Origin of the sequence: Dokdonella sp. (assembly GCF_041395345.1) — a bacterium.
Taxonomy (GTDB): Bacteria; Pseudomonadota; Gammaproteobacteria; order Xanthomonadales; family Rhodanobacteraceae; genus Dokdonella.
The window spans coordinates 78,369-104,498 of the sequence record NZ_JAWLAR010000016.1 but is presented as its reverse complement, the minus strand read 5'-3'; the positions used below and the strand labels follow the sequence as shown (position 1 = coordinate 104,498).

General features: G+C 61.3%; 29 protein-coding genes. 8 read left to right on the top strand and 21 right to left on the bottom strand.

Annotated elements, in window-relative coordinates:
* Nucleotides 1-344 precede the first annotated feature (344 nt).
* The 9 genes from lolD to R3F00_RS14520 form a co-directional block, all read right to left on the bottom strand.
* A complete protein-coding gene (lolD, locus tag R3F00_RS14560; RefSeq protein WP_371282528.1) occupies nucleotides 345-1,031 on the bottom strand; it encodes a lipoprotein-releasing ABC transporter ATP-binding protein LolD in 687 nt (228 codons plus the stop codon).
* Nucleotides 1,032-1,071: 40 nt separating this feature from the next.
* The gene (locus R3F00_RS14555) at nucleotides 1,072-2,313 is read right to left on the bottom strand and encodes a lipoprotein-releasing ABC transporter permease subunit (protein WP_371282524.1); all 1,242 of its coding nucleotides are present in this window, start codon (nucleotides 2,311-2,313) and stop codon (nucleotides 1,072-1,074) included.
* A 124-nt stretch (nucleotides 2,314-2,437) separates the two neighbouring features.
* Nucleotides 2,438-2,875 (bottom strand): hypothetical protein, encoded by a 438-nt coding sequence (locus tag R3F00_RS14550; protein WP_371282523.1) that lies wholly within the window; start codon nucleotides 2,873-2,875, stop codon nucleotides 2,438-2,440.
* Nucleotides 2,847-3,092, bottom strand: a complete 246-nt coding sequence (locus tag R3F00_RS14545) for a succinate dehydrogenase assembly factor 2 (RefSeq protein WP_371282522.1) — start codon at nucleotides 3,090-3,092, stop codon at nucleotides 2,847-2,849. Before R3F00_RS14545 ends, R3F00_RS14550 begins: the two co-directional genes overlap by 29 nt.
* Nucleotides 3,093-3,111: 19 nt before the next feature.
* Nucleotides 3,112-3,894 carry a succinate dehydrogenase iron-sulfur subunit gene (locus R3F00_RS14540; RefSeq protein WP_371282521.1) on the bottom strand — a complete coding sequence of 261 codons (783 nt, stop codon included), beginning with the start codon at nucleotides 3,892-3,894 and terminating at the stop codon, nucleotides 3,112-3,114.
* A gap of 162 nt (nucleotides 3,895-4,056) precedes the next feature.
* A complete protein-coding gene (gene sdhA / locus R3F00_RS14535; RefSeq protein ID WP_371282520.1) occupies nucleotides 4,057-5,847 on the bottom strand; it encodes a succinate dehydrogenase flavoprotein subunit in 1,791 nt (596 codons plus the stop codon).
* A 2-nt stretch (nucleotides 5,848-5,849) separates the two neighbouring features.
* Nucleotides 5,850-6,242 (bottom strand): succinate dehydrogenase, hydrophobic membrane anchor protein, encoded by a 393-nt coding sequence (gene sdhD, locus R3F00_RS14530; protein WP_371282519.1) that lies wholly within the window; start codon nucleotides 6,240-6,242, stop codon nucleotides 5,850-5,852.
* Entirely contained in the window at nucleotides 6,239-6,634 is a 396-nt protein-coding gene (sdhC, locus tag R3F00_RS14525; protein WP_371282518.1) for a succinate dehydrogenase, cytochrome b556 subunit, read from the bottom strand. Before sdhC ends, sdhD begins: the two co-directional genes overlap by 4 nt.
* 36 nt (nucleotides 6,635-6,670) lie before the next feature.
* The gene (locus R3F00_RS14520) at nucleotides 6,671-6,862 is read right to left on the bottom strand and encodes a DUF1674 domain-containing protein (protein WP_371282517.1); all 192 of its coding nucleotides are present in this window, start codon (nucleotides 6,860-6,862) and stop codon (nucleotides 6,671-6,673) included.
* Between the two features lie 126 nt (nucleotides 6,863-6,988).
* On the opposite strand from R3F00_RS14520, the gene R3F00_RS14515 reads away from it, so the two are divergent.
* The 3 genes from R3F00_RS14515 to R3F00_RS14505 all read left to right on the top strand — a co-directional run bounded on the left by R3F00_RS14515 (nucleotide 6,989) and on the right by R3F00_RS14505 (nucleotide 9,765).
* Nucleotides 6,989-7,828 carry a folate-binding protein YgfZ gene (locus R3F00_RS14515; RefSeq protein ID WP_371282516.1) on the top strand — a complete coding sequence of 280 codons (840 nt, stop codon included), beginning with the start codon at nucleotides 6,989-6,991 and terminating at the stop codon, nucleotides 7,826-7,828.
* Between the two features lie 85 nt (nucleotides 7,829-7,913).
* The gene (locus R3F00_RS14510) at nucleotides 7,914-8,753 is read left to right on the top strand and encodes a phosphate/phosphite/phosphonate ABC transporter substrate-binding protein (protein ID WP_371282515.1); all 840 of its coding nucleotides are present in this window, start codon (nucleotides 7,914-7,916) and stop codon (nucleotides 8,751-8,753) included.
* Nucleotides 8,754-9,327: 574 nt separating this feature from the next.
* Nucleotides 9,328-9,765, top strand: coding sequence for a cell wall hydrolase (locus R3F00_RS14505; RefSeq protein WP_371282514.1), 438 nt, complete (start codon nucleotides 9,328-9,330; stop codon nucleotides 9,763-9,765).
* 87 nt (nucleotides 9,766-9,852) lie between these two features.
* Here the strand turns inward: R3F00_RS14505 and R3F00_RS14500 are convergent, their stop codons facing one another.
* Nucleotides 9,853-10,299: a glycine zipper 2TM domain-containing protein gene (locus tag R3F00_RS14500; RefSeq protein ID WP_371282513.1), complete on the bottom strand. Its 447-nt coding sequence runs from the start codon at nucleotides 10,297-10,299 to the stop codon at nucleotides 9,853-9,855.
* A 207-nt stretch (nucleotides 10,300-10,506) separates the two neighbouring features.
* Between R3F00_RS14500 and R3F00_RS14495 the strand changes: the two genes are divergently transcribed.
* Together R3F00_RS14495 and R3F00_RS14490 are read left to right on the top strand one after the other, a co-directional pair.
* Nucleotides 10,507-11,709 (top strand): magnesium transporter, encoded by a 1,203-nt coding sequence (locus R3F00_RS14495; RefSeq protein WP_371282512.1) that lies wholly within the window; start codon nucleotides 10,507-10,509, stop codon nucleotides 11,707-11,709.
* A 27-nt stretch (nucleotides 11,710-11,736) separates the two neighbouring features.
* Entirely contained in the window at nucleotides 11,737-12,498 is a 762-nt protein-coding gene (locus R3F00_RS14490; RefSeq protein ID WP_371282511.1) for a TatD family hydrolase, read from the top strand.
* A gap of 10 nt (nucleotides 12,499-12,508) precedes the next feature.
* Here R3F00_RS14490 and R3F00_RS14485 read toward each other — a convergent pair whose 3' ends face one another.
* Nucleotides 12,509-13,339 carry a ThiF family adenylyltransferase gene (locus R3F00_RS14485; protein WP_371282510.1) on the bottom strand — a complete coding sequence of 277 codons (831 nt, stop codon included), beginning with the start codon at nucleotides 13,337-13,339 and terminating at the stop codon, nucleotides 12,509-12,511.
* 97 nt (nucleotides 13,340-13,436) lie between these two features.
* Here R3F00_RS14485 and R3F00_RS14480 point away from each other — a divergent pair, with 97 nt between their 5' ends.
* From R3F00_RS14480 to R3F00_RS14470, 3 genes are all read left to right on the top strand, one after another.
* On the top strand, nucleotides 13,437-13,820 hold the full coding sequence (locus R3F00_RS14480; protein WP_371282509.1) for a hypothetical protein: 384 nt from the start codon (nucleotides 13,437-13,439) through the stop codon (nucleotides 13,818-13,820).
* Between the two features lie 105 nt (nucleotides 13,821-13,925).
* On the top strand, nucleotides 13,926-14,369 hold the full coding sequence (locus R3F00_RS14475) for an SRPBCC family protein (protein ID WP_371282508.1): 444 nt from the start codon (nucleotides 13,926-13,928) through the stop codon (nucleotides 14,367-14,369).
* Nucleotides 14,359-14,706 carry an ArsR/SmtB family transcription factor gene (locus tag R3F00_RS14470; protein WP_371282507.1) on the top strand — a complete coding sequence of 116 codons (348 nt, stop codon included), beginning with the start codon at nucleotides 14,359-14,361 and terminating at the stop codon, nucleotides 14,704-14,706. The genes R3F00_RS14475 and R3F00_RS14470 overlap by 11 nt, the downstream gene beginning before the upstream one ends.
* A 36-nt stretch (nucleotides 14,707-14,742) precedes the next feature.
* Here the strand turns inward: R3F00_RS14470 and R3F00_RS14465 are convergent, their stop codons facing one another.
* From R3F00_RS14465 to R3F00_RS14420, 10 genes are all read right to left on the bottom strand, one after another.
* Complete coding sequence (locus R3F00_RS14465) at nucleotides 14,743-14,901, bottom strand: hypothetical protein (RefSeq protein ID WP_371282506.1); 159 nt, start codon at nucleotides 14,899-14,901, stop codon at nucleotides 14,743-14,745.
* A 56-nt stretch (nucleotides 14,902-14,957) separates the two neighbouring features.
* The gene (locus R3F00_RS14460; protein WP_371282505.1) at nucleotides 14,958-15,329 is read right to left on the bottom strand and encodes a hypothetical protein; all 372 of its coding nucleotides are present in this window, start codon (nucleotides 15,327-15,329) and stop codon (nucleotides 14,958-14,960) included.
* A gap of 18 nt (nucleotides 15,330-15,347) precedes the next feature.
* The gene (locus R3F00_RS14455; protein WP_371282504.1) at nucleotides 15,348-18,194 is read right to left on the bottom strand and encodes an esterase-like activity of phytase family protein; all 2,847 of its coding nucleotides are present in this window, start codon (nucleotides 18,192-18,194) and stop codon (nucleotides 15,348-15,350) included.
* Nucleotides 18,195-18,614: 420 nt separating this feature from the next.
* On the bottom strand, nucleotides 18,615-19,244 hold the full coding sequence (locus tag R3F00_RS14450; RefSeq protein WP_371282503.1) for an OmpW family protein: 630 nt from the start codon (nucleotides 19,242-19,244) through the stop codon (nucleotides 18,615-18,617).
* A 546-nt stretch (nucleotides 19,245-19,790) separates the two neighbouring features.
* The gene (locus tag R3F00_RS14445) at nucleotides 19,791-20,345 is read right to left on the bottom strand and encodes a YdeI/OmpD-associated family protein (RefSeq protein ID WP_371282502.1); all 555 of its coding nucleotides are present in this window, start codon (nucleotides 20,343-20,345) and stop codon (nucleotides 19,791-19,793) included.
* 92 nt (nucleotides 20,346-20,437) lie between these two features.
* The gene (locus R3F00_RS14440; protein ID WP_371282501.1) at nucleotides 20,438-21,148 is read right to left on the bottom strand and encodes a hypothetical protein; all 711 of its coding nucleotides are present in this window, start codon (nucleotides 21,146-21,148) and stop codon (nucleotides 20,438-20,440) included.
* A gap of 196 nt (nucleotides 21,149-21,344) precedes the next feature.
* Nucleotides 21,345-22,643: an NAD(P)/FAD-dependent oxidoreductase gene (locus R3F00_RS14435; protein WP_371282500.1), complete on the bottom strand. Its 1,299-nt coding sequence runs from the start codon at nucleotides 22,641-22,643 to the stop codon at nucleotides 21,345-21,347.
* Between the two features lie 153 nt (nucleotides 22,644-22,796).
* Nucleotides 22,797-24,692: a prolyl oligopeptidase family serine peptidase gene (locus tag R3F00_RS14430; RefSeq protein ID WP_371282499.1), complete on the bottom strand. Its 1,896-nt coding sequence runs from the start codon at nucleotides 24,690-24,692 to the stop codon at nucleotides 22,797-22,799.
* A gap of 154 nt (nucleotides 24,693-24,846) precedes the next feature.
* Nucleotides 24,847-25,455 (bottom strand): GNAT family acetyltransferase, encoded by a 609-nt coding sequence (locus R3F00_RS14425; protein WP_371282498.1) that lies wholly within the window; start codon nucleotides 25,453-25,455, stop codon nucleotides 24,847-24,849.
* Between the two features lies 1 nt (nucleotide 25,456).
* Nucleotides 25,457-25,864: a ketosteroid isomerase-related protein gene (locus R3F00_RS14420; protein WP_371282497.1), complete on the bottom strand. Its 408-nt coding sequence runs from the start codon at nucleotides 25,862-25,864 to the stop codon at nucleotides 25,457-25,459.
* Between the last annotated feature and the right edge of the window lie 266 nt (nucleotides 25,865-26,130).

Below are 26,130 nucleotides of genomic sequence, written 5' to 3'. Positions count from 1 at the left end.
AGGCTTGGAAGTGACCAACCGGTGCTAGACCGCGTCTGTTTTTGTGCACTCGTTTGCTCTGCTTCCTGCACGCTATCGTTCCTTCCTGGAAATCGATCAGTTCAAACCCGGCTGACTGCCTGCTCCGAAGTCTCGCTCAAGCCTATTGGAAGTCAAGACCATTGCAACAGGTCGAGGCACCACTGAGCGCGCTCACAAGCTGCACCAACTCAATGTTTCTCCCGCCATTGGGAGAAGCATGCCTTCACTTGGCTGGCTCCTGATTTTCCTTCTCCCGCTGGCGGGAGAAGGTCCCGCAGGGGGATGAGGGTGGACCAACAAAGCACCCAGTGCACATTTGCGAATCAGGTGAGCACTTCCGCGCCCAACTCATGCAGGCTCCCGCCCCGCAACTCCAGCGTACGATCCATGCGTGCGGCGAGACCGCGATCGTGCGTCACCAGCACCAGTGCCGTGCCAATTTCCCGATTGAGTTCAAGCATGAGCTGGTAGACCTGGGCCGCGTTCTCCTCATCCAGATTTCCGGTCGGTTCATCGCCCAGCACGCAAGCCGGTCGTGTGACCAGGGCACGGGCCACGGCCGCGCGCTGGCGCTCGCCACCACTCAATTCTCCAGGCTTGTGCGCCATGCGCGCGCCGAGCCCGACACGCTCGAGCAATGCCGCTGCAAGCTGACGCGCCTGCGGGATCGGCGTGCCGCGAATCAGCAATGGCATGCAGACGTTTTCGAGCGCCGTGAATTCCGGCAGCAGGTGATGGAACTGATAGATAAAGCCGAGTGAGCGATTGCGCAAATCGCCGCGTGCCCTGTCGGACAGGCGCGACATGACCTGGCCATCGACTTCGATTTCCCCGGCCGTCGCCGTATCGAGGCCGCCAAGAATATGCAGCAGGGTGCTCTTGCCGGTGCCCGATGCGCCGACAATCGAAACGGTTTCGCCCCGCTGCACCTGGAAACTGACGTCGTGCAGGACATCCGTACGCAGGTCGCCTTCCTTGTAGATCTTGGCGACGTGGCTGGCGCGCAGGATCACCTGCCTGGCGCCGGATTCATTCGCTTTCACCTTCGAATCACTCATAACGAAGCGCCGCCGCCGGATCGATGCGTGCCGCGCGCCAGGCCGGATACAGCGTGGCGAGGATGCAGAACAGGAATGCCGTCACCGTGATCCAGCCGACATCCGTCCATTGCAGCTCCGAGGGCAGCTCGCTGATGTAGTAGACATCGGCCGAGAGGAAGGAAACGCCGAAGGTCTGCTCGACCCAGCGCACCAGCGCCGACAGATTGAGCGAAAGCGCGACACCGAAGCCGACACCCAACGCGATTCCCAGGGTGCCGACCAGCACACCCTGCACCATGAACACACCCATGATGCTGCCGGGACTTTGTCCCAGAGTGCGCAGGATGGCGATATCCGCCTGCTTGTCGGTGACCAGCATGACCAGGGTGGAAACCAGGTTGAACGCGGCCACGGCCACGATCAGCGACAGGATCAGGAACATGACCTTCTTCTCCATGGCGATGGCCTTGAAGAAATTGCTGTGGCCCTGCATCCAGTCCGATACCCGATAGGACTGACCCAGTTGTCCGGAGATGTCGCGGGCCACGGCATACGCGCGAAACATGTCGTCGAGGCGCAGGCGGATGCCGGTCGGGCCATTGAGCCGGTACAGGGTTTCGGCGTCCTTCATGTGCACGACAGCCAGGGCGCCGTCGTATTCCTGCATGCCGATCTCGAAGATGCCGCTGACCGTAAACCGCTTGAAGCGGGGCTGCACGCCCACCGGCGAGGTACTGACCTCCGGCGTAATCACGGTGGCATGGTCGCCGACACCCACGCCGAGTTTCATGGCCAGTTCGCGACCGAGCAGGATGTTGAATCCTCCCGGCACCAGATCGGCCATCGTTCCCTCGACCATCTTGCGATCGATTTCCGAAACATCAGGTTCGTATTCGGGAAGGACGCCGCGCACGATCGATCCGGAGACACGCTCGCCCTGCAGCATCGCTTCGCGTTCCACATAGGGTGCCGCACCCAGCACATCCGGATTGGCTTCCGCGCGCTTCAGAGCCTCCGGCCAGTCACGCACGCTTTCGCCGACACCTTCGACCGTGGCGTGGGCGACCATGCCCAGGATTCGGCTCTTCAACTCGTGATCGAATCCGTTCATCACCGAGATCACGGTGATCAGCGCGGTCACGCCAACCGCGATGCCCATGATCGACACCAGCGATATGAACGAGATGAAATGATTGCGGCGCTTGGCGCGCGTGTAGCGCAAGCCGATGAAGAATTCGAGCGGTCGGAACATGCCGGATGACTATCCTTGGGAAGCGCTGCACGGAATCGGTATTCCGATAGTGGACCGCGCCAAGGCGGAAGAGTGCCGCAAGCGGGCATCAGGCGGCAAGCACGCACGAAAGAGTCGCACGGATTCAGGCTCGCTGCACGGTCTGTTGGCCGGGCTCGCCTGCAGCAAGTACGAGCAGCAGTCGCCTGCGCAGATCAGCATCGCAATTGTCGGGAGCGAGAAGGAAACGTGTACGAGCCGTCGACTCGGCGCCGAATTCCAGCACCAGCAAGCCGCCGCGTTCGACATGAGCGAGCAGGCTCACCGGATGCTCCCTGGCCTCGCCATCAACCAGGATCCAGCCACCCGCACCATGGGCAATCCTGGAGAATCGCGGACGAAGATGCCGAACCAGGACGAAACAGCCGAATGCCCCGGCCAGCACGGCCGCCAACAGTCGCCACGGAAACGCCAGTCCACTCAGCAGCGCAGCCGTGATGGCAATCGCCGTCATCGCCGCCATGGCCAAGGCCAGCAGGCGACTGGGGCGGTAGTCAAGGGCGATGGCGGGTGCGGATTTCATCGATCACGCGCGCCTGCTCGGTATCTTCCGGCGATCCCTTGCCGAGTATCCAGTTCCACAGATCCGGATCCTGCTGTTCAAGCAGCCCGGCGAATCCGGCGCGAAGTGCCGCATCGGCGCTTGGGTAGCGCTCCTCCAGCCACCAGCCCACGAGCTGATCGAGTTCGCGCGTGCCTCGCCGACATCGCCAGCGCAGACGCTTGAGCTCGGCATCCATGAGAAAAAAGCGAACGCGATCAGGTGCGGCGCTCGATCATGAGCTTCTTGATCTCGGCGATCGCCTTGGCCGGATTCAGCCCCTTCGGACAGGTGCGCGTGCAGTTCATGATCGTATGGCAGCGATACAGGCGGAACGGGTCCTCGAGCTCGTCGAGGCGCTCCCCGGTGTCTTCGTCACGACTGTCGACGATCCAGCGATAGGCTTGCAACAGGATCGCCGGTCCCAGATAGCGATCGCCATTCCACCAGTAGCTCGGACAGCTGGTCGAACAGCAGGCGCAAAGGATGCACTCATACAGACCGTCGAGCTTGGAACGGTCTTCCTTGGATTGCAGGCGTTCTTTCGGTGGCGCGGCGCTCTGGGTGCGCAACCACGGCTTGATCGAGGCGTACTGCGCGTAGAAATGCGTCATGTCCGGAACCAGGTCCTTGACCACCGACATGTGCGGCAAGGGATAGATCGGCACGTCGCCCTTCGAACAATCCTCGATGGCCTTGGTACAGGCCAGCGTGTTGGTTCCGTCGATGTTCATTGCGCAGGATCCGCAGATGCCTTCGCGGCAGGAGCGACGGAAGGTCAAGGTGGGATCGATCTCGTTCTTGATCTTGATCAGCGCGTCGAGAACCATGGGGCCGCAGGTCGACATGTCGACCTCGTAGGTATCGATGCGTGGATTCGCCCCGTCATCCGGACTCCAGCGATAGACACGGAACTCGCGCACATTCTTAGCGCCCGGCTTGGCCGCGTAGCGCTTGCCCTGCTGGATCTTCGAGTTTTTCGGAAGTGCAAACTCAGCCATGACTGGAATTCTCCGTGCGAACCCACTTTGAGATCCGCGACAATTTGGGCCATCGGGAACAAGGCTCCCTCGGTCCTGCGAGTAAAGCATCGCGCCTGAAGGCGCTCCTACAATGGAACCGGCAACCGCCGATTCCCCAATTCCGAATCCCGAATCCCGGACTCAATACACCCGCTTCTTCGGCGGAATCACCTCGACATCGTCGCTCAGCGTGTACATGTGCACCGGGCGGAAGTCGAAGCTGGCCGTACCCTTTTCGTCGACCTTGACCAGGGTGTGTTTCTGCCAGTTAGCATCATCGCGATCCGGGAAATCCTCATGCGCATGTGCGCCGCGGCTTTCCTTTCGCTGCTCTGCCGACGTGATCGTGGCCACCGCGTTGTAGAGCAAATTTTGCAACTCGTAGGTTTCGATCAGATCCGAATTCCAGACCAGTGAGCGATCACTGACCTTCACGTCTTCGAAGCTCGAGAAGACCTTCGCCATCTTCTCGCAACCTTCGGTCAGGGTCTTCGAGGTGCGGAAGACCGCGGCGTCGCTTTGCATGGTGCGCTGCATGTTCAGGCGAATTTCGGCTGTAGGCGAGCTTCCGTTGGCATTGCGCAGCCTGTCGAGATTGGCCAGCGCCTTGTCGCAGACCGAGGCCGGCAGCACCTTGTGCGGCATGCCCGGCTTGATGGTTTCCGCACAGCGGCTGGCAACGGCGCGACCGAACACGACCAGATCCAGCAGCGAATTCGATCCGAGGCGGTTGGCGCCATGCACCGATACGCAAGCCGCTTCGCCGATGGCATAGAGGCCCTGCACGACATGATCCGGATTCTCGCCGACCTTCTGCACGACTTCGCCGTGGTAATTGGTCGGAATGCCGCCCATGTTGTAGTGAACGGTCGGCAGAACCGGGATCGGCTGCCGGGTCACGTCGACGTTGGCGAAGATGCGCGCGCTCTCGGCGATGCCGGGAAGTTTTTCGTGGATGACTTCAGGGCCGAGGTGGGTCAGATCGAGCAGGATGTGGTCCTTCTCTTCGCCAACGCCACGCCCTTCACGAATCTCGATCGTCATCGAGCGACTGACGACATCGCGCGAAGCGAGATCCTTGGAACTCGGTGCATAGCGCTCCATGAAGCGCTCGCCCTTCGAATTGCGCAGGATGCCACCTTCGCCGCGAACGCCCTCGGTAATCAGGCAACCGGCACCGTAGATGCCGGTGGGATGGAACTGCACGAATTCCATGTCCTGCATGGCGAGTCCGGAGCGCATCATCAGGCCGCCGCCATCGCCGGTACAGGTATGTGCGGACGTCGCACTGAAGTAGGCGCGTCCGTAACCACCGGTGGCCAGCACCACGCCATGTCCACGGAACAGATGCAGGGTACCCTCGGCCATGTCCAGCGCGAGCACGCCACAGCATGCGCCGTCGCTGTCCCAGATCAGGTCGAGTGCGAAATACTCGATCATGAAGCGCGCATCGTGGGCAAGCGACTGCTGGTACAGGGTATGCAGCATGGCGTGGCCGGTACGATCGGCTGCCGCGCACGTGCGCTGGGCCGCCGGGCCTTCACCGTATTTGGTCGTCATGCCGCCGAACGGGCGCTGATAGATCTTGCCGTCTTCAGTGCGTGAGAACGGGACGCCGTAGTGCTCGAGTTCGATGATCGCGGCAGGCGCTTCCTTGCACATGTACTCGATCGCATCCTGGTCACCGAGCCAGTCGGATCCCTTGATCGTGTCGTAGTAGTGATAGCGCCAGTCGTCTTCACCCATGTTGCCCAGCGCAGCGGATATGCCGCCCTGTGCAGCCACGGTATGCGAGCGGGTCGGGAAAACCTTGGTCAGGCAGACCGTCTTCAAGCCTTTCGAAGCGAGACCGAAGGTTGCGCGCAAGCCTGCACCGCCGGCGCCGACGACGATCATGTCGTACTGATGTTCCTGGATCTTGTAGGCGGACATGCTCAAGCCCCCAATGCAATTCGAACCACGGCGAAAATGCTCGCCAAGGCAGCGAGGGCACAGACGAACTTGACCACCAGCTGCGAAGTCAACGCCAGCCACGGTGTATGTACGTAATCTTCGATGACCACCTGCATGCCCAGTTGTCCGTGCCAGAACATGGCGACAAGGAAGGCGACCAGCAGGGTTGCATTGCAGGGATGCGCGACGGCAGCGCGGGCAGCCTGGTAGTCGGAACCGATCAGGGATACCAGCAGATAGACCACATACACGCACAAGGCCAGCAGCGCTACCGCGGTTACACGCTGCACCATGAAGTGATGCACGCCATCCTTTGCGGAGCCGAGGCCACGGGCGTTCTTGATCGGGTGGCGGTACTTGTCGCTCTGGCTCATGCAGCACCTCCGCACCAGGCGACCACGGCCCAGACGATTGCGGTCAAGACGAAACTGCCAATCACCGAGATCCAGGAATTGCTGACGAAGCGGGCAATAGAAAAGCCGAATCCGGCATCCTGAAGAAGGTGACGAATGCCATTCAGCCAGTGATAGGCCAACGCCCAGGTCCAGCCGATCAGGATGACCTGCCCGTACCATGCGCCAGCCAGTCCGAGCACGCAGGCCCAGGATTCTGGCCCGCTCGCCAGTGCGAGCAGTGCGGCGGCGACAAGCAGGCTTCCAATGACGAGGATGACACCCGTCGCCCTGTGCAGGATCGAAGTGACCATCTGGATCTGCCAGCGATAAACCTGCAGATGCGGAGACAGCGGTCTAGTGGTTGAAGGCATGGTGCAGGCCCTTGCGGTTGGCTGGCGACCCGAAGGTCAGAGTCCGGGATGACGGTTCCGGAAATCGATGCAGCGACCATTCTTTTCCCAATCGCCGTAGCGAACAGGGTCCGGACCATCACGCCCGCCTATTTCCTCGGGCATTTTCTCGACACGTGACCGATCAGCCGGCTCCACTGGAGCGGGTGATTTCGTGGGTGCGTCGGGATCTGGTCTGGGCTTCGACATGGGATTTGTCTAGTCGGAAATTTTAATGCCCACGGCGGGTTCTGACAACCGCCGCGTACACTTGCGTTGGTGAGCCTATGATCCCACTGTGAAGGCTCAAGCTGTTTTTCGGAGACGACGTCGAAAGTGAGCAAGCTGAGTGACCACGCGGAAGTCGTTGAGCTGTCGGGCCCCGATGCCGAGAATTTCGCGCAATCCCAGTTCAGCAGCGATGTATCGACGCTGGCTGTCGGCAGTTGGCAATGGAGCGCCTGGCTCGATGCTCAGGGTCGCGTACGTTTCCTGTTTGCCCTGCTGCACCCGCAGACAGGTCAATTGGTCGCCTGGTTGCCGCGAGGCAGTGCAACCGACATGGCAAGGGAACTGTCGCGCTTTCTGCTGCGCTCTCGTCTGGCGATCCAGTCTCTGCCCGACGCCTGCCTTGTTGAAACGCCGGCAACGGAGAAAGCCGTACAAACCGTGCTCAGCGATGATAATGGCTGGTCGATAGACTTGCCCGGGGCGCACACGCGGCAAATAACGATCCGCCGTCAGCAAGCAGACGCTTCCACGGACGAAGCGCGCCGCATCGACTGGGAACTGGCGGATATCGCTGCCGGACTGCCCTGGGTCCCCACTGAACTCTCGGGCGAGTTCACCGCAGCTGCGCTGGGCCTGGAGCGACTCGGCGCTGTCAGCCTGAAAAAGGGCTGCTATCCGGGCCAGGAAATCGTCGCCCGGTTGCACTTTCGCGGAGGCAACAAGCGGCAGTGCGTGCGGCTGTACATCGAAGGTGGCGAGCTACCCGCCAGCGGAGAGCCGATCTACAAGGATTTGAGTGAGGCGCCAACAGGGCGCATTCTCTATGCGGCGCGACCTTCGCCGGCCGGCAGCCGGGCATTGGCCATCGTGCCACTGGATCTTGCAGACGGTACCGGCCTGCATCTGGCCACGGGTGGCAGGATCACGCATATTGAAGCTGCCTGATTGCCCGCCGGCATCGACGAAAATGGTACGAACCTTGCATGTTTCGAGTCTGGCGCAGCAACCACCATCCAAGGAAACAGCACGCATGAGCCGCTTGACCAACAAAAGTCCGCAATGCCGACGCACAGCGCACCTGGCATGCCTGGCCCTGCTGCTTGCAGGTTCGGTCGCCGCTGCAGCCGAATATCGATTCACTCCAGAGCCTACCTATACCCCGGAGGCTGCGGAAGAAATCTACAGACCGCTGCTGGACTACCTCAGCAAGGCCACGGGCGAAACCTTCATTCTTGTCGCTCCAGCCAACTACTCGAGCTACTGGCGCGAGATCAGGCAGCCGGACAACACCGACTTTTCCTACGACGAAGCACATTTCGCCGACTATCGGATCCAGCGCGCAAATTTCATTCCGCTTGTTCGAAGGCTGCAGCCAACCTCCTACACCTTGCAGGCCAGCCCCTACTTCGAGGGCAATACCGAAAGCCCCAAGGGCCTGGAAAACGCGAAGATTGCGACCATGCCTGCACCGAGCCTCGGTTACGCCCTGCTTGCCGAGATCTTCCCGGATCCGGTCCAGCAACCCGAAATCAAGTCCAATTCCGCTTCCTGGCGGGATGCCATGGACATCCTCAACAGCGGCGAAGCGGATGCCATGATATTCCCGACCTGGATGCTTGAGACCTTCGGTAACCCAAGCAATATCACCGTATTCACGTCCAGCGAGTTTGCAGGCCCCGCCGTTCTCGCCTCGCCCAGCGTGCCCGAGGACGTTCGCAACAAGGTGCGTGATGCCTTGCTGAACGTCGAAGGCGCCCCGGAGCTGGCTGAGCTGTTGCTCGAACTGGGTGTGACCCGGTTTGTTCCGGCCTCCGCAGAGGACTACAAGGGCAATCAGTCCATGCTGAGCGGGTTTTACGGATACAAGTAAGAGAGCAGACAGCTCGGCAATTGGCGAGAAAATGCGGGTCGCTCAAGGACAGGAGCGCCCGACTGGCCATCTTTCATGCCACATTGCTCTCGCAAGACATCGATGCGTGCAATTGCCGCATTGCAACAATCACTCGAATTCAATCTGAACGGAGCATTCATGTTCAGGTGCATTTTTGAGTGACAACTCAATCCCGAGCAAGTAATCTCCGCGCCGAGTCGTATGAGTGGTGGTGTTCATGCCCGCCCGCAACTTTCAGTTTTGATGATCCAGATTCCGTTCAGTCATCGTTGAGAGAGATACGAAACACCGAGTCAGTGCGACCGCCGCGACAGGCAGACGACTAGGCCCGGATTAGAAGGCGCAGCAGACGAGCGCCGGTTCATTCCAACTAATGCAGTGCGGTGGTAACGAATTCATCAATTCGCAACCGGAACCGCCTGCGCATCGTGGTGTCCGAACTGAGTTCCAGTCGGCATCGGATGGCTGAGAGTTCAAGCGTTCGGTTTCGGCATCCCATTGCAGATGCGACCGTGCGCGAATCCGGCAGCCAGGTTTGCAGGAGAATGCGACAATGAAATTGGCATGGTTACTATGGCTGGCATCCGTTATGCCGGCGCATGAGGCCGATCGAACGTGCCTGGCCGCCATGGTTTATCTGGAGGCCCGCAGCGAATCCCAGCTGGGGCAAGCGGCAGTGGCAGAAGTCGCCATGCGGCGTCGTGAAGATGGCCGTTGGGGTGACAGCGTTTGCGATGTCGTCAATGCACGACTGCAATTCGCTATTTCCACAACCAACAAGAATTACATGTTGCGCAACCCGGAAGCCTGGAAGAAGGCCTGGCTGGTTGCCGATCATGCCATGCAGATGTGGGAGCTTCCGGCCGATCAGCGCGAATTCGTCGTGCCCGACGCCAGCCATTTCGTAGCTGGCGAACACGCATCGCCGGCGTGGAGCAAGGGCCATCCGGTCGCGGTCATTGGTGCTCACAGCTTCTACAACATCAACTGACTCGATAGCGAATGTGAAAAGCAGAAAGCAGGAAGCCGGCCAATGGCCGGCTTCTTTCGTTTCAGCACCTGATGGCCGACGCCATTGCTACCAACCGGGCACGACGTATCCGTTGTCGATATAGACGGGGTCGCCTCGACGAAGCCCGTATGCGTCCGGTTGCTCGAAGGTGTAGGTACGTCCGGAGCGGTCCATGCGCACGAGAATGCGATAGACGGTGCGATACTGGTTGTTGCGGCGTTCGACGTTATTGCCGATCACGCCACCCGCGACGGCGCCGGCAATGGTCGCCGCGGTTCGCCCGTCACCCTTGCCGACCTGGTTTCCAAGCGCACCGCCAATGACCGCGCCTAGCACGGCGCCTCCGCCGGAGGTCGTATTCCTCTGGCCGATGGACTGGATATTCATCACCGTGCCCGATTCTCCCCCGCCATTGGCAGGCGCATAGCCGCCGCCATAGCCGCGCGGCTGCACGGGCGCGCAGGCCACCATGGCGAGCATCGACAGAATCGCTAATGCAGTTCGAAATGACATGAAATCAACTCCTGGTACGCGCTGTTGGAAGATTTGCTTGCGCTCCGTTGCAAGCATGTCATTCACACATGAACCCAGGCTCAATGTTCGCGACGAGGCTGAACGTTGCGTTTTGTTTGCCGCGTTCGCCTCTGCCACCCGGGTGCCCTTCCTGTCCTCCGCAACGGGCATGGGTTAGCATCGCGCGCAGTCCGGGAAAGAACCCTTATGCACGAACAAGTCACGCAACTCGACGATTTGCGAAACATGGATGCGGAAGCGGCGGCTCGCCGCCTGAGTGCCCAGCCTGACGAATCAATCGCCGCGTTGCTGCATGCAATGGGCCCGGGACGTGGACTTGCCATCCTCGACCGCTTCGGACCGGAACGCCGCAGCCGGATCGCCTTCGCTGCCGGCCAGGGCGCCAGCGAGCAATGGCAATCCAGCCGCAACTGGCCCGAGGGCTCGGTCGGCCGCCTGATGGAACCCGCTCCGGAATCCTTCAATCCCGACGTCCAGGTTGCCCACGCGCTGGAACGGCTGCGACCGGTCGCATCGAGAACCCTGGTTACCTATGTCTTCGTGGTCGATGCCAACCACCATCTGGTTGGCGTGGTGACCTTTCGCGAGCTGGTTTTCGCACGACCCGACCAGCGCCTCGAGGAAATCATGGTGCCGCATCCGTTTTCGCTGCGACCCGAAACCGACGTGGTCGATGCGATGCGCGAAGTCGTCCGCCGCCACTACCCGGTCTACCCGGTATGCGATGTCGACGGCAGGCTCATTGGCGTGGTTCGCGGCTCCGTCGTATTCGAGGAGCAGGCATTCGAAATCAGCGCGCAGGCCGGCTCCATGGTCGGTGTCGAGAAGGAAGAACGCCTGAGCACCTCCTGGATGCGCAGCCTGCGGTTTCGTCATCCCTGGCTGCAATTGAATCTCGTGGCCACGTTTGCGACGGCGGCGGTTGTCGGCCTGTTCCAGGACACCATCAACCAGATCGTGCTCCTCGCGGTTTTCCTGCCCGTACTCTCCGACCAGTGCAACAACACCGGTTGCCAGGCGCTGGCCGTCACCCTGCGCGGAATGACATTTGGCGATCTCAAACCCGGAAAGGGATGGCGCCTGATCGGCAAGGAGTCCTGGCTCGGCATGGTCAACGGATCCCTGACCGGCGTTCTGGGTGGTGCTGCGATGTATCTGCTGGCCCGCAATCAGGGCAACAGCGACGCCGTGTTGCTGGCCGTGATCACCTGGCTGGCCATGGCCGGCAGCTGCGGTATCGCAGGTCTGGTGGGTGCCGGCGTACCTCAGGTCCTGCGCAGGTTTGGCGCCGATCCGGCCACGGCCTCGAGCATCTTCCTGACCAAGGCGACCGACATAGTCAGCCTCGGCATGTTCCTCGGTCTCGCCGCCTGGCTGGTGGTTCGCTAGCGACCCGGCGCGCCTCATGCCACGCCCATGCTGATCGACAGCCACAGCCACATCGACACCGAGGCCTTCGATGCCGATCGCGACGCGGTATTGAGCCGTGCCGCTCACGCTGGTGTCGATCGACAGATCGTGCCGGCCATTGCCCGATCAGGCTGGGCGAAGCTCGGCGAACTGTGTGCGGCCAAGGCAGGCCTGTATCCCGCGTACGGCCTGCATCCCATGTATCTGGAGGAGCACCGCCCCGAACACCTCGACGCGCTGGTGGCCATCATCGAACGGGAAAACCCGGTCGCGATCGGCGAATGCGGCCTGGACTACTACGTCGAGGAGCTCGATCACGATGAGCAGATGCGCTACTTCAAGCGCCAGCTGGAGCTGGCCAGACACTACGACCTGCCCGTCGTGGTTCATGCCCGCCGCGCCTTCGACGAGGTAGCCGCCTGCATTCGACGTGTCGGCAAGCTGCGCGGCGTGATTCACAGTTTTTCCGGCAGCACCCAGCAGGCCGAGGCCTTCTACAAGCTCGATTTCATGCTCGGTATCGGCGGACCCGTGACCTACCCGCGCGCGCGCCGACTGCGCGAACTGGTTGCCGACATGCCTGACGAATTCCTGCTGCTGGAAACCGATTCGCCGGATCAGCCGCTGTCAGGCCACCAGGGTGAGCGCAACGAGCCCGCCCGATTGCGCGAGGTCCTTTCCGTCGTTGCAGGATTGCGCAAGGAAAGCGACGAACAGACTGCGCGAATCACGACAATCAATGCCGAGCGACTGTTCGGCCTGACATGAGGCGAGACGCTCAGCGGGTACCTGGAGTCCGCTCCGAGCCCTCTTTCGCCAGCAACTTCTGGATGGCAGCGGCAACAGCAACAAAAGCGAAAGTCGCGGTCACGTGCGTTGCGGCGCCGAGTCCGCCTCCACAATCGAGCTTGAGCCCACCTTCCCCGCTCTCCGGACGAAGGCCGCAAACGCTGCCATCCGCTTGCGGATAGCGCACGTTCTCCAGCGAATAAATGGCCTGTACACCGAAGTAGCGCTTCGGTCCGCGCGGAAAGCGGAACTCCTCGCGCAACTTCTTGCGGATCAGTGCAAGCATGGCATCGTGTTCGGTGCGCGAAAGATCCCGAACGCGGACCAGGGTCGGATCGACGCGGCCACCGGCCGAACCGCTGACGATCAGCGGCAACTTGCGCCGTCGACACCACGCGATCATCTCGACCTTGACACGAAACGCATCACAGCAGTCGATGACCAGGTCGAAGTCGCGGTCCAGCAGCGACTGCAGATTCGCCGGGGTCAGAAATTCGGCGAACGTCTCGATCCGGATCGATGGATTGATCGCGCGCGCGCGCTCGGCCATGACCTCGACCTTGGTCCGACCGAACTGGCCGTCGAGCGCATGCAGCTGACGATTGGTATTGCTGACACAGACCTCGTCCGCGTCGATCAGTGCCAGGTTTCCGACGGCGCTGCGGGCCAGCGCTTCGACGACCCAGGAGCCGACCCCACCGATGCCGACGATGCAGACACGCTTGCCAGCCAGGCGCGCACTGCTGCCCTGACCGTAGAGCCGGTCCAGGCCACGGAATCGTTCGTCGATCACGGCGTTGTTGTCGATGCGGGTATTCATGCGGCGCGGGAGATTAGCATGCGATCGAGTGCTCCGCAGGTACAAAACGCCGGCCAAGTCGTTACCATTCTCCAATCACTGCCTGGAAAAACCCTGCATGCGCTATCTCGTCTGCCTTCTGGTCGGCCTCCTCGTCGGCGCCCTTGTCGCCACCACGGCGGCGAATATCCTCAACCGCAGGGATCCCTACCCCAAGGCTTTGATGAATGTCATGAAACACGAACTGGGCATGGCCAGTGCCGCCGCCGACAGGCTGCAATGCGAAGAAGACCGCTATGCGATGAGCAAGCTGGCCATGATGGCGGGAGACATCGAGATTGCCATGCCGGCAGGTCAGAAACCGGATCGGGTTTTCAAGCAGTATGTGGAAAACTTCAGAAAGGCCATCTACAAGGCCGGCGATACTCCCTGCCCGCAGCGCGCAGAGGCCCTGATCGAGCTCAAGAACGCCTGCGACGACTGCCATCGGGACTATCGCTGACGGGGCTCCGCTCGGCCTCCAGTGCCAAGCATCGGGAAAATGCAACTAAATGGTTGCCTTTTCAGCGCGCGTGTGGAATCCTGATATGCAACCAGGAGGTAGCATATGACCAACACGATCACGAAAGAAATCGAAATCAGCGCTCCCGTTTCACGCGTCTGGAAGGCATTGACCGACCACAAGGAATTCGGCGAGTGGTTCCGGGTGAGAATCGACGGTCCATTCAGGCAAGGCGAACTCAGCCGCGGACAGATCACCGTGCCCGGCTACGAGCACGTGAAATGGGAGGCCACGGTGACGCTCATCGAGCCCGAGCGAAGGTTTGCATACACCTGGCATCCCTACGCCGTCGAGCCTGATACCGACTACTCGAAGGAAGAACCGACCCTCGTCGAATTCACCCTCAAACCCAGCGCCAGCGGCACCCTGCTCAAGGTGGTCGAGTCGGGTTTCGACAGGATTCCCGAAGGTCGCCGCCCTGAAGCCCTGCGCATGAATACGGGGGGCTGGGAAGCGCAGTTGAAAAACATCAAGCGTCATGCCGAATAGCGCACTGAAGAAGCTGGAAGCCAGGACGCCCGAGGCCGCGAACGTCTTCGCGGCACTCGGCGACACGACCCGACTCGGCCTGGTAGCGCGCCTCTGTGACGGTTCGCAATGCTCGATCAGCGAACTGTCACAGGGAACCGCCCTTACCCGCCAGGCCATCACCAAGCATCTGCGCGTGCTCGAAGAAGCGGGCGTCGTCAGCAGCAGAAAATCGGGACGCGAAAGCCTCTACGCGCTCAACCCGCAATGCCTGCATGACGCGACCGCCTACATGGATGTCGTTGCACGCCAGTGGGATCAGGCACTGGGACGCCTCAAGGCCCATGTCGAGGGCTGATCACAGGACAGGAAAACATTCCCCGACAAATACGACCTACTTTCCGGCAACAAATTTCTGCACCCGCCCGCCGCCGATGTCGCCGACATACACCGCGCCATCCTTGCCCACGGCAACATCGTGTGCCATGCGGAACTGGCCGTCATAGTTGCCCCATCGGCCAAAGCGTTCGACCGGAGTTCCATCAAGTTTCACTACGCCCACGCCGGATCGATCAGGTGGATGGTCCGGCGGCTCGCCACCATCGGCAATCAATGCCTGTCGTTTGGTGCAATGGCGATTGCATAGGGACGACCAATGACCGCGCTCTTCCATTGCGCATGGATGCGTCCCTCGGGCAACTCGGGCCAGCCATGCACGACTTCAAACGCTTGCCGTTCGGAAACATCTGGCGGCCGCAGCTGTGTACCGGCAGCGTCGGCCAGGCCGAGCGTGAGAAACGTCGCAAGAACGATCAAACCCTGAAGGTTCATGGCGGCTTTCCTGGAGGAGACCACTTTGGCCATCGATGCGGATCCATTCAGCATTTCGTTCGCGCCGGTCGGTGTTTGCGCAACCCTGCCGTCGATTGCAGGAACCCAGCCGCGAACGCGCCGGCGATCCGGCGCGTTCGCATTCGACATGGGCTGCCACAGGGTCGGTCAATCGAATCCGTTGCGGAACAGCACCGCTGACATCGAGTACAAGGTGGTCGTTCCGCTGATCTCGTTGGCTACGGCGATCATCGAATCCCCAGTGGGGCTTTCGCTGGCCGGGATGAAGCGGATGCCTTCGGGGCCGAGATCACCGGCACCGGCCGGATCGCCATCAAGGTCGATCGTGACAGCAAAGTTGCGATTGTTCGCATAGCCCATCATTTGCACGGCATACGGATCGGTGACATCGAAAACCACAATCCCGCCAATGCGCTCAAGGCCGACGAAGGCATAGGTGCGCCCATCGCTGGCCGTACCCACGGCCAGTGCTTCCGGCTCGGGACCCTTGTTGTCGCTGCGCGATTCGAGGGACTGATTCTCTTCGTTTTCCGAGTTGAAGTCATTCGGATACTGCTGTGCCGTGATCAGCTCGATCAGGTCGCCGCTGTCATAGACAAGATTGCCGAACTTGTCCCAAACCGCCATCGACCGGCTGCCATAGACCTGCAGACGATCATGATCGCCGTCACCATCGAGATCGCCATCGAGGGTGGAGATGCCGAGTCGACCGATTGCAGCGTTGTCCTTCAGGGCGGCCGCATTCGGGAACACGGCCGGATCGAGAATCACGCCGCCGCTGCCGATTCGTGCATCCTCGCCGCGGTCGTCGCCCTCGCCCGCGCTGGCGTAGAAAGTTTCACCGTTGCCGTCGGCGAACGCCGCTACCGTATCAGGCATGTGCATACCGAAGACCGGCCAGTTGGTGATGTTGATTGCCGGACCATCGCGATCGGAGGCATCAAGCCCGCTGCCAATGTCGAATCGCACAAGACCAAGCTGGATCGGTGTCGGTTCGGGATCGAGCGGTACCGTTCCATTCGGTGGATTCGGCAATTGCTCGGGAGCAACGCCGAAATCGTTGTCGTTGAGCAGGGCCAGTTCGCCGTTGCCGAGGATGGCGATACCTTCGAGCTTGTCGCCTTCGAAGTAGCCGATGGAGGGCAGGTTGGCGACCTTGATCTTGGCCACCGCATGGATGCCGGCCTGGACCAGCTGTTCCGGCGTGTGCTGTTCAAGGGTGAGCCCCGGCAACAGGGCCGGCGCCATCGGCCCACGCAGATTGGTGGCCCCGATCAGGTTGAACTCGAACAGCATCTTCTTGCCGCTGCGCTCGACCGAATCATCACGCTCGACGATGTAGAACTGTCCGTTCCCGGCGTACACCGCATCGCCGATCTTGTCGGTGTTCTGCTCGCGAAAGGGCACCTTGTCGATCAGATAGACATACTCGGCAACTACCTGGCCATCCGTCGGGTCGATACCCAGCATGCGGATCACCTTCGAGGCATCGCTCGCGGCCCGGTTCGGGTTGGCCAGCGGCGTCTGGATAAACGCATAGAGGATGCCTGCATCGGTATCCAGCGCCATGCCTTCGAAACCGCGATTGGCGCGCCGCGTGCTGTATTCGGCCGGCAGCGTCTCCAAGCCATAGGTACCCACCGGTTGGCCGCCGAGTGCTGCCGTTCCGGCGGGCACGTAACGTGCGAGCAAGGCTCCGGCCGGACTGAACTGATAGATCGCCGGTCGATATTCGTCGACCATCCAGTAGTTGCCGCTGCCATCGATGACCAGGCCTTCAAGATCGGCGCCGAGCGGATCGTAGTCCAGCACATTGCCGAACAGATCGACCGGCTCCTCATCGACGCCGGCGATGTTGGGCAGGCCGGTCATCGGCGACGTGCCATCTGCCCGCGTCAACATCAGCGGACTTCCAAGCTCGATCTGGCCATTCGCTGGATTGAACATGAACCGGGCAATGCGAGGCTGATAGTCCGGCAGCGCGAATGGGCGTTCCAGCGCTGGATCGCCATCGACGTTGCTCGGCTCGCCATTCGGACCGCGATCCGGCACGGTGGCAAAGCGCAACTTTCCGGTAGGCCCGTCGATTCCCTCGAACCAGAGCGCCGAGAAACCGCCGAGGCGGATATCCTGCCCGCCCGCCGTGGTGCCGAGCACCGGCAAGGTCGGGAAATTGTAGGTCTCGACCCGTGGCAATCCGCGCGCATGATTCTTGAGTCCGGCAGCCACGATATCGAGCACCTGACGCGAGGCGATATCAATGACCGCAAATGCATTCGCTTCCTGCAGCGAAACAAACGCCTGTGAGTTGTCGGGCGAAACCGCGACGTATTCGGGTTCGAGGTCACGGCTTGCCGAGCGGCCCGGGAAGATGCGCACGCCTCGCGCGCGCAACTCTTCTTCACGGCCATCGAAATCGGTCAGACCGATCTGGTAGGCGACGGCCTTGTTGATGCCTTCGGCAAGATCGACCAGGGTGATCGACCCGCGTGGATCGACAAAATCAGGCTCGCCTTCCTCGCCAACCGGCTCGCCCTCGTTTGCAGCCAGCACGGACAACCCGTCTGGACTGAACACCACGTTGTCCGGCAGCACGCCGGCGCTTGCAACGCGCAGGAACTGGCCGTCCGTGTCGAAGAACGCGATGACACCGGGTGCCACGCTCGAGGCATTCGGAATGGCTACCGCAACCAGGCCGTCCTTGACCGCGACACTGGTGACCGTGCTGCCGAACGCGCTGATGTCAATGCTGAAAAGCAAGGCCGGCGCATCCACGTTCGAGGCGTCGATCACGTCGACCGCCCCGGTCGCGCCATTGGTGACGAACAGACGCTGCGTGCCCGCATCGAAAGCGACAATCTCGGAGCCGGCCGTTACGCCGGATGAATACGTTCCGCGCTTGATCAGGTCCAGAGATTGCGCGGCTACCGGCAAGGCCAGTGCGCAACCCAGTGACACGGCCAGCGCCGTGAATCGAAATGGGTGAAGAGTCATGCGTGCTCCCGAGGCAGTAATAATCCTGGGGCGCAGTTCACCATTCGAAAACGTCACTTCGATGACGTCTGCAAGACAGGCGCCGCGGACTGGCGTCCTGTCGATCCAACATAGGAAATCGCTGCGTCAGTCCCGAGCGATACGCAGCGAAGTCTGCGGATGAACGGGTGTTGCCGGTCGCGGACAGATGGACGGCCCGATCTGCACATGCAGGCGCCGATCGCGGTCGGGATCAGGGCCGTGCACTGACCCTTCACCCGACGCGTGAATCAATCACCCGAGGCGCAATGACATTCCGGGATCGCGAGCGGCACGAATCCGTCATTTTGAGCGCCAGAGCGCTCACCCCGCGATGTTCCATCCCGATTGAGTACCATCACGAACTTCCGTGTCAGGAATGCTTTTTCCTGACGAGTCGGATCAGAAGCGGTAGCCGACCGCCAGTCCATATACCAGTGGGTCGATATCCACCGTTCCGACATCCACGCCGTCGACCTTGACGTCACTGGAAATGCCGATCCAGCGAATGTCTCCGGTCATCGACCAATGATCGTTGAACGCGTAGTCCACCCCGACATGCAAGGCCGGGCCCCAGGAGTCGCCAAGGTCGACGCTGGTTCCTTCCAGCGGCCCCTTTTCCTCGATCGAGAAAAAGCGCGTGAAGTTGATGCCGATGCCGATGAACGGATCCAGGCGCGATGCCGTGGGGAAATGCCACTGCGCGGAAAGGGTGGGTGGCAGCTGCTTGGTCGACAAGGCTTCAACGCCGTTGAGGTCCACGTCATGCGAAAACGGCAGGGCGGCAAGCAATTCGATGCCGAAGTTCTGCGTGACGCGATACTCGACCGTGATGGTTGGACTCACACCACTGCCGACGTCGGTCGACAGGGCACCGTTGGCAAGACTGCCATTTCCTGAGGTGGGATCGACAATGCCCAGACCGAACTTCATTTGCCAATCGCCTGCCTGCCAGTCAACGGGCTGTTCGGCGTGGGCAAGTGGGAGTCCGCTGACGAGCAAGGCAAGTGCGAGAGCTGAAAGGCGTTTCATGGTTGGCTCCGTTGGAAAGATAGAAGCCATTCTTGCTGCACGCGCAACGAATCGATTGATCAAGGTCAATCAAGCCGCACCTGCGTCCGTTTGCCACGGGGTGGAACGAGTCCCTTGTATTCACCACACCAATGGACCCGACAGTCATATGCGGGCCAGCCGCTTCTGGCCGCCTCGACCGTGGCGGTATCAATCTTCCCCGTCTTCACCAGAATCATCTGGAAACTCTGGAATCAAGGCAATCGCCAGACTTCCGACCCGCTCGGGAAGCACACCCCTCGGTGGACCCGACAGGAGCGCCTGATCCATCTCGAACCTCAGCCTTCAGAAGCCCCTCTCACGACGGGAGCAGAATCACTCAGCAGCGCAGGAATCGCCCTTCGCCGTGAGGTTCTGCTTCGGATCGCAATCGAATGCATCAAAGCTGAGTCACGCTCCTGCAACAGACGCATGCGAAAGGCTTCACCACCGAAGCAGGCTCCTGCGAATATCCTGCTTATAGCCTTGCACCGCAGGAACCGGCTTTAGCGGCAATGCTCGGGCGAATCAATGGTCCGCCGCCTTCGGGGCGCTTAGCGCCTTGCTGTAGTAGCCGGACGGATCGAAACAGCAAACCCTGCGCTGCCCGGATGCAAGCTTGTCGCAGGCTTCTGCGATTCGCTTGACCCGGGTCCTGGCCTGCCTTGCGGAAACAATCCAGTGTATCCAGTCCAGACGCGCGATGGTCGTGGTGTCATTCCAGACCGACCGGGCTTCGGGGGATGCATCCAGAGCCTTCTGAAAGTCTGCGGGAACCGCCGGTTCTGGCTCGTTCTCGACCGGAATGATCTCGAACCTGACGGCGTCGCCAATCTTGACGCCTGCAGCCTTGAACAACGCATCCTCGACCCGCAGCCAATGACTCAACTGCCCATCCGGTTCGAGCGTCGCCTGAAAGCCCTGACCGTCAAGGGTCCCCTGCACGGTTGTTCTTCCCCTCCTTGGCAGTTTTGCGCTGGCCTGCCTGGGAAGAACGACGAATGCCCAAGGCGGGTAATCGCCCGGATCTGCCGGGCGAAGCAATGTCGCCCTGAACTCAAGTTTCTTGTCGCCCGGTGACATTGCCAGTCGAGTCCTTGCATTCAACGTTGTGCAAAGGACAAATGGTGCGCGTCTCGACTGCACACCGCAATGGCGCTGGATGCGTGCATGCGCTACTTCTTTCCGGAGCGCAGCACGGCGCCCCACTTGTCGCGCTTGCGCTTGTCCCGGGTGTCGGGTGGCTCAGGGGTCGCGCACAACTTGAACACCGCAAGGAGCAGGAAGTAGCTACTGGCGAAGGCCAGCAGGCGTTGTGGCTGTTCAACCCAGATACCCGAGCCGGGCAGACCGAGCCTTCCGATCGTTGCGGCATCCCAGCCGAAGGAAGGCACCGGCAACAGCACGGTCACGAACACCAGCCCCAGCCACAACAAGGTCGAGACGATCCAGAGTTTTCCGATATCCAGATGCTCGTCGTTGCCGCCGAGATTCCACTGCGGCAAGACATAGCGCGATAGCAGCAGCCAGCCGAAGAACAGTGTCGGCCACCACGTATCCACGGCAAGGCTGACACCTGCGGCAGAGCCAAAATAGAGCAGCAGGACAAGTCCAAGTGCGACACGCGGCCAACGCTCGCCGATCAAGACGGTCAGCACCGGCACCATGATCATGCCGTGAATGCTGAGGAATTCGATGATCATGATCACTGCGGTTGCGCGCAGCAGGTTGTCCGGCAACAACTCGGGTGCCCACCAGGCGGCAATGCAGGTCCCGGCCGTAGTCAGATCCGCCAACGCCGACGGCAGCCCCGACAGCACGCGGCGAACCCACCCCACCGCGGGTGGCATCCCGACTTCGCCCGGCTTGCGTTGCTCGCTTCGCATTGGCAAAGCCTAGTCGCTCTGCGCGGCGGGGGCCAGGCGCGATCCCGCATCGAGCACCCTGCTCTTCGGAAGTTGGTGATTCGCCCAGCCAACTGGCGGAGGCATGTCAAGGCAGCTCCGGCTGATTCCAGAACGCTCTTTCCGAGACGACTTCGCAGCTCGACAGCCACCACGTTTCAGAGCGCGCGCATTGACCTCAATGCAACTTGACCAGCGGCTTGGCACGCTTGACCAGGAATCGTGCCAGCGCCAGCACCGCCGTTCGCAAGGTGCCGAGGACGGCCTGGTGATGCATCAGGTGCAGGCTTGCATACATGTAACGGGCAAACAGCCCTTCGATGAACCAGCTTTTCTTGAACAGCGAGCCCATGAGGCTGCCGACCGTGCTGCGGGTGCCGAGCGACACCAGCGAGCCGTGATCCTTGTAGACGAAGGGTGCAGTCGCTTCCGGCTTGCCCCGTTCGCGGCGCAGGAAGGTATCGACCAGATAGTCGGCCTGCTGGTGGGCGGCCTGGGCGCGTGGCGGCACGGTTCTGCCCTCGGCGTCCGGACAGCTCGCGCAGTCGCCCAGCGCCCAGATGTCGTGTTGTCCCTCCACAAGCAGCCTGGGCGTCACCTTCAATTGCTCACCGGGAGTCACCGGCAAACCCAGCGTGGAAAGAAACCGCGGCGCCTGGATGCCCGCGGCCCACACGCACAAGTCAGCCGGATAGCGGTTGCCTGCGGCATCGATCACGACATCGGATTCCACGCGCGCCACCTGGCAGTCCGTGACCACGCGAACATGTCGCTGCGCGAGCAGGTCGGCCGCCGAGGTCGCGAGGGATTCGGGCAAGGGCATCAGGATGCGTGGCGCACCTTCGAGCAGGGTGAGCCGAACATCGCTGTCCGGATTCAAGTGACGCAGCCCATAGTTGGCGTGCACCCTGCAGGCCTCGCGCAACTCGGCTGCGAGCTCGATGCCGGTGGCGCCCCCTCCGATAATGACGATGTCCAGGCTGGCGGCAGGGTCTTTCGCCTTTTCCGCGTCCAGCAGGGTCATGCGCTTGAGCAACGCCAGGCGGAAGCGCTCCGCATCGTCGGGACTGTTGAGCGCAAGCGAATGCTCGCTTGCACCAGGAATGCCGAAGTACCGGGCCGTGCTGCCCACCGCAATAACCAGATCGCCATAGCGAATTCGACGTTCCTCGACGACCACATCGCCCTGCGCGTCGGTTACGGCGCCCACGATCACCTGCTGTGCCTGCGCATCCAGCCCGACCATCGGCCCGTACACAAAATCAAAGCCGTTGTCGTGAGCCAGCATCAGGTAGGACAACCCTTCCTGGTGGATGTCCAGGGTGCCGGCCGCGACTTCGTGCAAGGAGGGTTTCCAGACATGGAACAGCCGATGGTCGATCAGGGTGACCCTGCCCGGCCCGAGCTTTCGACCCAGCTTGCAGGCCAGCTCGAGTCCGCCTGCGCCACCACCGACAATGACAATGGGCTCATTCATTTGCGCACGCCTGGCTATTCGGGGATCGATGGATGCCTGATGGAGACTGGAGCATCGAGCAGACAAATCCGGTGCCGCGCACGGAATCCACTTTCCCGGTTCAAGACAGAGCGCGTTCCGAGACGAGACACCTGGATGATCCTGTCGTCGCACCTAGTCCGATGCAGTGGCCACTTCCGTCACCAGATGCGTGCGAAAGAAGCGCGTCAGCTCGAGTGTCGAACGCACTCGATTGACCTGCTTTCTCCATCCGTGACCTTCGTCCGGGAACAGGATGTACTCCACCTCGACGCCGCGTTTCTTGAGGTTGTCGACCACCTGCTCCGCTTCCACCACGGGGACATTCGTATCGTTGGCGCCATGCATCACCAGCAGGGGCGTGACCACGCGATCGAGCTTGTGGATCGGAGACAGATCACGCAGCAGCTTGAGTTGGGTCTTGGGATCGCCGTATTCGCCGGTCGAGATTGCACCCATCCACGGTGTCGACTGGGCAAAGAAGGTCTCGAAATTGACCATGCCGAACAGGTCCGCTCCGGCGGCGAAAGTATCGGGAAACTCGGTAACGGCGACCAGCACCACATAGCCGCCGTAGGAGCCGCCCATGATGCCCAACCGGCCCTTGGCGCCGATGCCGGCCTCGATCAGGAAATCAGCTGTGGACTTGATGTCGCGATTGGCATCGAAGCGGCCTTCGTGGTTGTCCAGCGACATGAACGCCTTGCCGAAACCCGACGAGCCGCGGATGTTGGGTGCGAACACGGCCATGCCGCTGGCCACGAGGGCCTGGTAGTCGGCGCGGAACGCCGGTTGCTCCTGTCCTTCCGGGCCACCATGAAAGCTCAGTACAACCGGCCCGGGGGCCTTGAACCCTTCGGGCAGGTACAGCCAACCCGACAACTCCAGACCGTCGTGCGCCTTGAAGGTGCGGAGTTCGGGCCGCACCAGCGCAGCCATGTCCACGCCATTGTGCGGACTCCAGGTCAGGCGCGTGTACTTTTCGCTGGCCAGATCGAACTGCCAGAGATCGGGAGGCGCGGTCGAACCGGCCAGGGTCATGGCGATCTTCTTGCCATCCGGCGCGAAGTCCGCGCTGTACAGAAGCTCCGAAGGGGCTGCAGGAAGTGGATGACGCTTGCCGCTCTCGATGTCGATCAGCTCAAGTTCGTTTCGACCGGCAACATTCCAGACCAGCAGCGCGGTCGACTTGTCATCGCTGAGTTCGAAATCCTCAAGTTCGGCGTCATCACGTGCAGCCAGCATTTTCGGTTTTGAGGGCTTGCCGTTCTTGCCGATATCGATACGCGCGAACTCCATGCGGTCCCGACCGAGGTTGTGGCGGAGCAGGACGATCGATGTATCGGTGCCAAACTTCCCGCTCGATTCCGCCACGCCCTTGTGCGGCGTCAGCAGGATCGATTTTCCCGTGTCCAGATCGTCCAGCCAGAGGTTCGAGTTGCCTCGCGTGACCAGTCGCCATACCAGCGCCTGCTGGCCCGACAAGTCGCTGATCCCGCCCAGACCCTGCATCTCGATGGCCAGCCCGGCCTTGCCGGTCGCGGGGTTCCAGATCCAGGTATCCATGCTTTCGCCGCTGCGCGCATTGGATGAGAAGTAGTAACGGCCATCGCTGGCGAAGTCGCCGCTGAAGACATTGTGTTCGCCTTCATTCATGCGCACGACGTCCACGCCATCCGGCGTGGCCAGGTACAACTTCGCGTTATAGCCGCCCCCCGGCGATACCGCATACGCGAGGTGTTTGCCATCCGGCGCCCAGCGAAGACCCGAGACCGTGTCCGAATAGGCAGTCAGCGGCTGCGGATATCCCCCGTTTGCCGGTATTCGCCACCCTTGTGCCGTTCCGCTGAGCGTCGTGATGAAGGCAATCTCGCTGCCATCCGGCGAATACTGTGGATCACTCGCCCGGCCGATGTTTCCCATCGCAGCGATGCGGGTCTCCAGACCGGTCTCGCGAGACGAGTCATCCGCGATCGCATGCAGCGGAATTAGACAGGCAATGGTGCAGAGCACGCGAATCGACAAGATCATTTGGGACTCCGATGACAGAGAAGGATGTGCGGCATGCGTTGCGACTTGACCACCCTGGAAACGCTCGACCCATCTTCGCACAAGCCGATGATTCCGCGGCATGCTGGAGTAGCGCTGCAAGCCGTCGCGGGTTTCAGCCAGGCGAGCCCGGCCCCTACTCCACTGCTTCGAGTTTGCGCATCCAGAACGTCAGGAACTGCTCGGTTTCTCTCGCTTCGCCGATCTGCTTCCAGGCCAGCCGCATGCTCATGGCGGGTTGCCGAACATAGCCGCGTCGGGTCCAGAACAAGTCATTGCCGCGGTAATCCGACGGGCGTCGAGGATCCCCCACGTCGCGGTCGACCGCAGCAAAAGATGTCCATCTGACTGTGCCTAGTGCGCGCGCATGGGCTTCGCGTTCGTCAAAGAATCGATGGCCGAAGCCCAGACCGCGATAGTCGGGCAGGAGGACGGATTCGGCGCAATAGAAGACTTCGTCGACCGGCATTCCGCGCTCGTGGAACGGCGCCTGGAACCCGGGTTCGGTATTCGCCAGCGGAAGCCCGGTCGAGGCCCCGACCACCTGCTCGCCGGACAGCACCAGTACCAGCACGCTGTCAGGTGCCTGCGCAAAGCTGGCAAGGTAACGCTCCTCATAGGCCACGTCTCCGTCATACAGATACGGATAGTCGCGGAATACCGCGATGCGCAGACGTGCCACGGCAGGCAGCCAGTCGACAATCTCGCGGCCACGCAGAGTGAGCACGTGCTGATCGGTCGCCAATTCAGCAGCCCGCCGAAACCTGCGCCAGCCAGTCGGCCAGGTTGTAGTAGTTGCTGACTCTCGCGATCCGGCCACCACGAATCTCGAAGAACGCACCACCGGCAAGCACGTAGCGCTGACCCGTTGCCTCGGGCAGGCCCTCGTCAGTGGACTGGTAAGTCCCATGCACCATGTACTCGGCTGCAGCGCGCGAGCCGTCATCGCTGGCCATCGCCACTATGTCTTCAAGCCGCTCCCCGTAGCAGCGATCCATGCGTGCAAGAAAGGCACGGAATGCGTCGCGTCCCTTTTCGCGATCACCCTGGTTGAGATCGTGTACGACGTCGTCGGTCATCAGGGCCAGCATCGCCACGTGATCGCGACGGTTGAAGGCATCGTAGTAGGCGCGAATCAGATCCAGGGGGTTCACTCGGGTCTCCAAAGGATTCGAAGAGGCTTGCGAACGACAGGATATCCGAGCTGCGGGGCGCTGAAGGACCGGGATCAGAAAGCGCTCATGAAAGATTGCCGAATCCGGGCCAGATTGAGCTTTTCCAAGCTCTGGATAGCGATGCAGCAAACGATGTGGTGCCCGGAGCGGGAATCGAACACGCATGGCCTTGCGGCAGAGGGATTTTAAGTCGGGCTCATGTGTCGATGAGAGTTGCTGAACGCTACTGATTTCAATAGGTTGCG

Excerpts from the sequence above, each read along its gene's own strand:
- R3F00_RS14555 (WP_371282524.1), bottom strand. The coding sequence starts at position 2,313 with ATGTTCCGACCGCTCGAATTCTTCATCGGCTTGCGCTACACGCGCGCC.
- R3F00_RS14550 (WP_371282523.1), bottom strand. The coding sequence starts at position 2,875 with ATGAAATCCGCACCCGCCATCGCCCTTGACTACCGCCCCAGTCGCCTG.
- R3F00_RS14545 (WP_371282522.1), bottom strand. The coding sequence starts at position 3,092 with ATGGATGCCGAGCTCAAGCGTCTGCGCTGGCGATGTCGGCGAGGCACG.
- R3F00_RS14540 (WP_371282521.1), bottom strand. The coding sequence starts at position 3,894 with ATGGCTGAGTTTGCACTTCCGAAAAACTCGAAGATCCAGCAGGGCAAG.
- sdhA (WP_371282520.1), bottom strand. The coding sequence starts at position 5,847 with ATGTCCGCCTACAAGATCCAGGAACATCAGTACGACATGATCGTCGTC.
- sdhD (WP_371282519.1), bottom strand. The coding sequence starts at position 6,242 with ATGAGCCAGAGCGACAAGTACCGCCACCCGATCAAGAACGCCCGTGGC.
- sdhC (WP_371282518.1), bottom strand. The coding sequence starts at position 6,634 with ATGCCTTCAACCACTAGACCGCTGTCTCCGCATCTGCAGGTTTATCGC.
- R3F00_RS14520 (WP_371282517.1), bottom strand. The coding sequence starts at position 6,862 with ATGTCGAAGCCCAGACCAGATCCCGACGCACCCACGAAATCACCCGCT.
- R3F00_RS14510 (WP_371282515.1), top strand. The coding sequence starts at position 7,914 with ATGAGCCGCTTGACCAACAAAAGTCCGCAATGCCGACGCACAGCGCAC.
- R3F00_RS14505 (WP_371282514.1), top strand. The coding sequence starts at position 9,328 with ATGAAATTGGCATGGTTACTATGGCTGGCATCCGTTATGCCGGCGCAT.
- R3F00_RS14500 (WP_371282513.1), bottom strand. The coding sequence starts at position 10,299 with ATGTCATTTCGAACTGCATTAGCGATTCTGTCGATGCTCGCCATGGTG.
- R3F00_RS14495 (WP_371282512.1), top strand. The coding sequence starts at position 10,507 with ATGCACGAACAAGTCACGCAACTCGACGATTTGCGAAACATGGATGCG.
- R3F00_RS14490 (WP_371282511.1), top strand. The coding sequence starts at position 11,737 with ATGCTGATCGACAGCCACAGCCACATCGACACCGAGGCCTTCGATGCC.
- R3F00_RS14485 (WP_371282510.1), bottom strand. The coding sequence starts at position 13,339 with ATGAATACCCGCATCGACAACAACGCCGTGATCGACGAACGATTCCGT.
- R3F00_RS14480 (WP_371282509.1), top strand. The coding sequence starts at position 13,437 with ATGCGCTATCTCGTCTGCCTTCTGGTCGGCCTCCTCGTCGGCGCCCTT.
- R3F00_RS14475 (WP_371282508.1), top strand. The coding sequence starts at position 13,926 with ATGACCAACACGATCACGAAAGAAATCGAAATCAGCGCTCCCGTTTCA.
- R3F00_RS14470 (WP_371282507.1), top strand. The coding sequence starts at position 14,359 with ATGCCGAATAGCGCACTGAAGAAGCTGGAAGCCAGGACGCCCGAGGCC.
- R3F00_RS14460 (WP_371282505.1), bottom strand. The coding sequence starts at position 15,329 with ATGTCGAATGCGAACGCGCCGGATCGCCGGCGCGTTCGCGGCTGGGTT.
- R3F00_RS14455 (WP_371282504.1), bottom strand. The coding sequence starts at position 18,194 with ATGACTCTTCACCCATTTCGATTCACGGCGCTGGCCGTGTCACTGGGT.
- R3F00_RS14450 (WP_371282503.1), bottom strand. The coding sequence starts at position 19,244 with ATGAAACGCCTTTCAGCTCTCGCACTTGCCTTGCTCGTCAGCGGACTC.
- R3F00_RS14445 (WP_371282502.1), bottom strand. The coding sequence starts at position 20,345 with ATGTCACCGGGCGACAAGAAACTTGAGTTCAGGGCGACATTGCTTCGC.
- R3F00_RS14440 (WP_371282501.1), bottom strand. The coding sequence starts at position 21,148 with ATGCGAAGCGAGCAACGCAAGCCGGGCGAAGTCGGGATGCCACCCGCG.
- R3F00_RS14435 (WP_371282500.1), bottom strand. The coding sequence starts at position 22,643 with ATGAATGAGCCCATTGTCATTGTCGGTGGTGGCGCAGGCGGACTCGAG.
- R3F00_RS14430 (WP_371282499.1), bottom strand. The coding sequence starts at position 24,692 with ATGATCTTGTCGATTCGCGTGCTCTGCACCATTGCCTGTCTAATTCCG.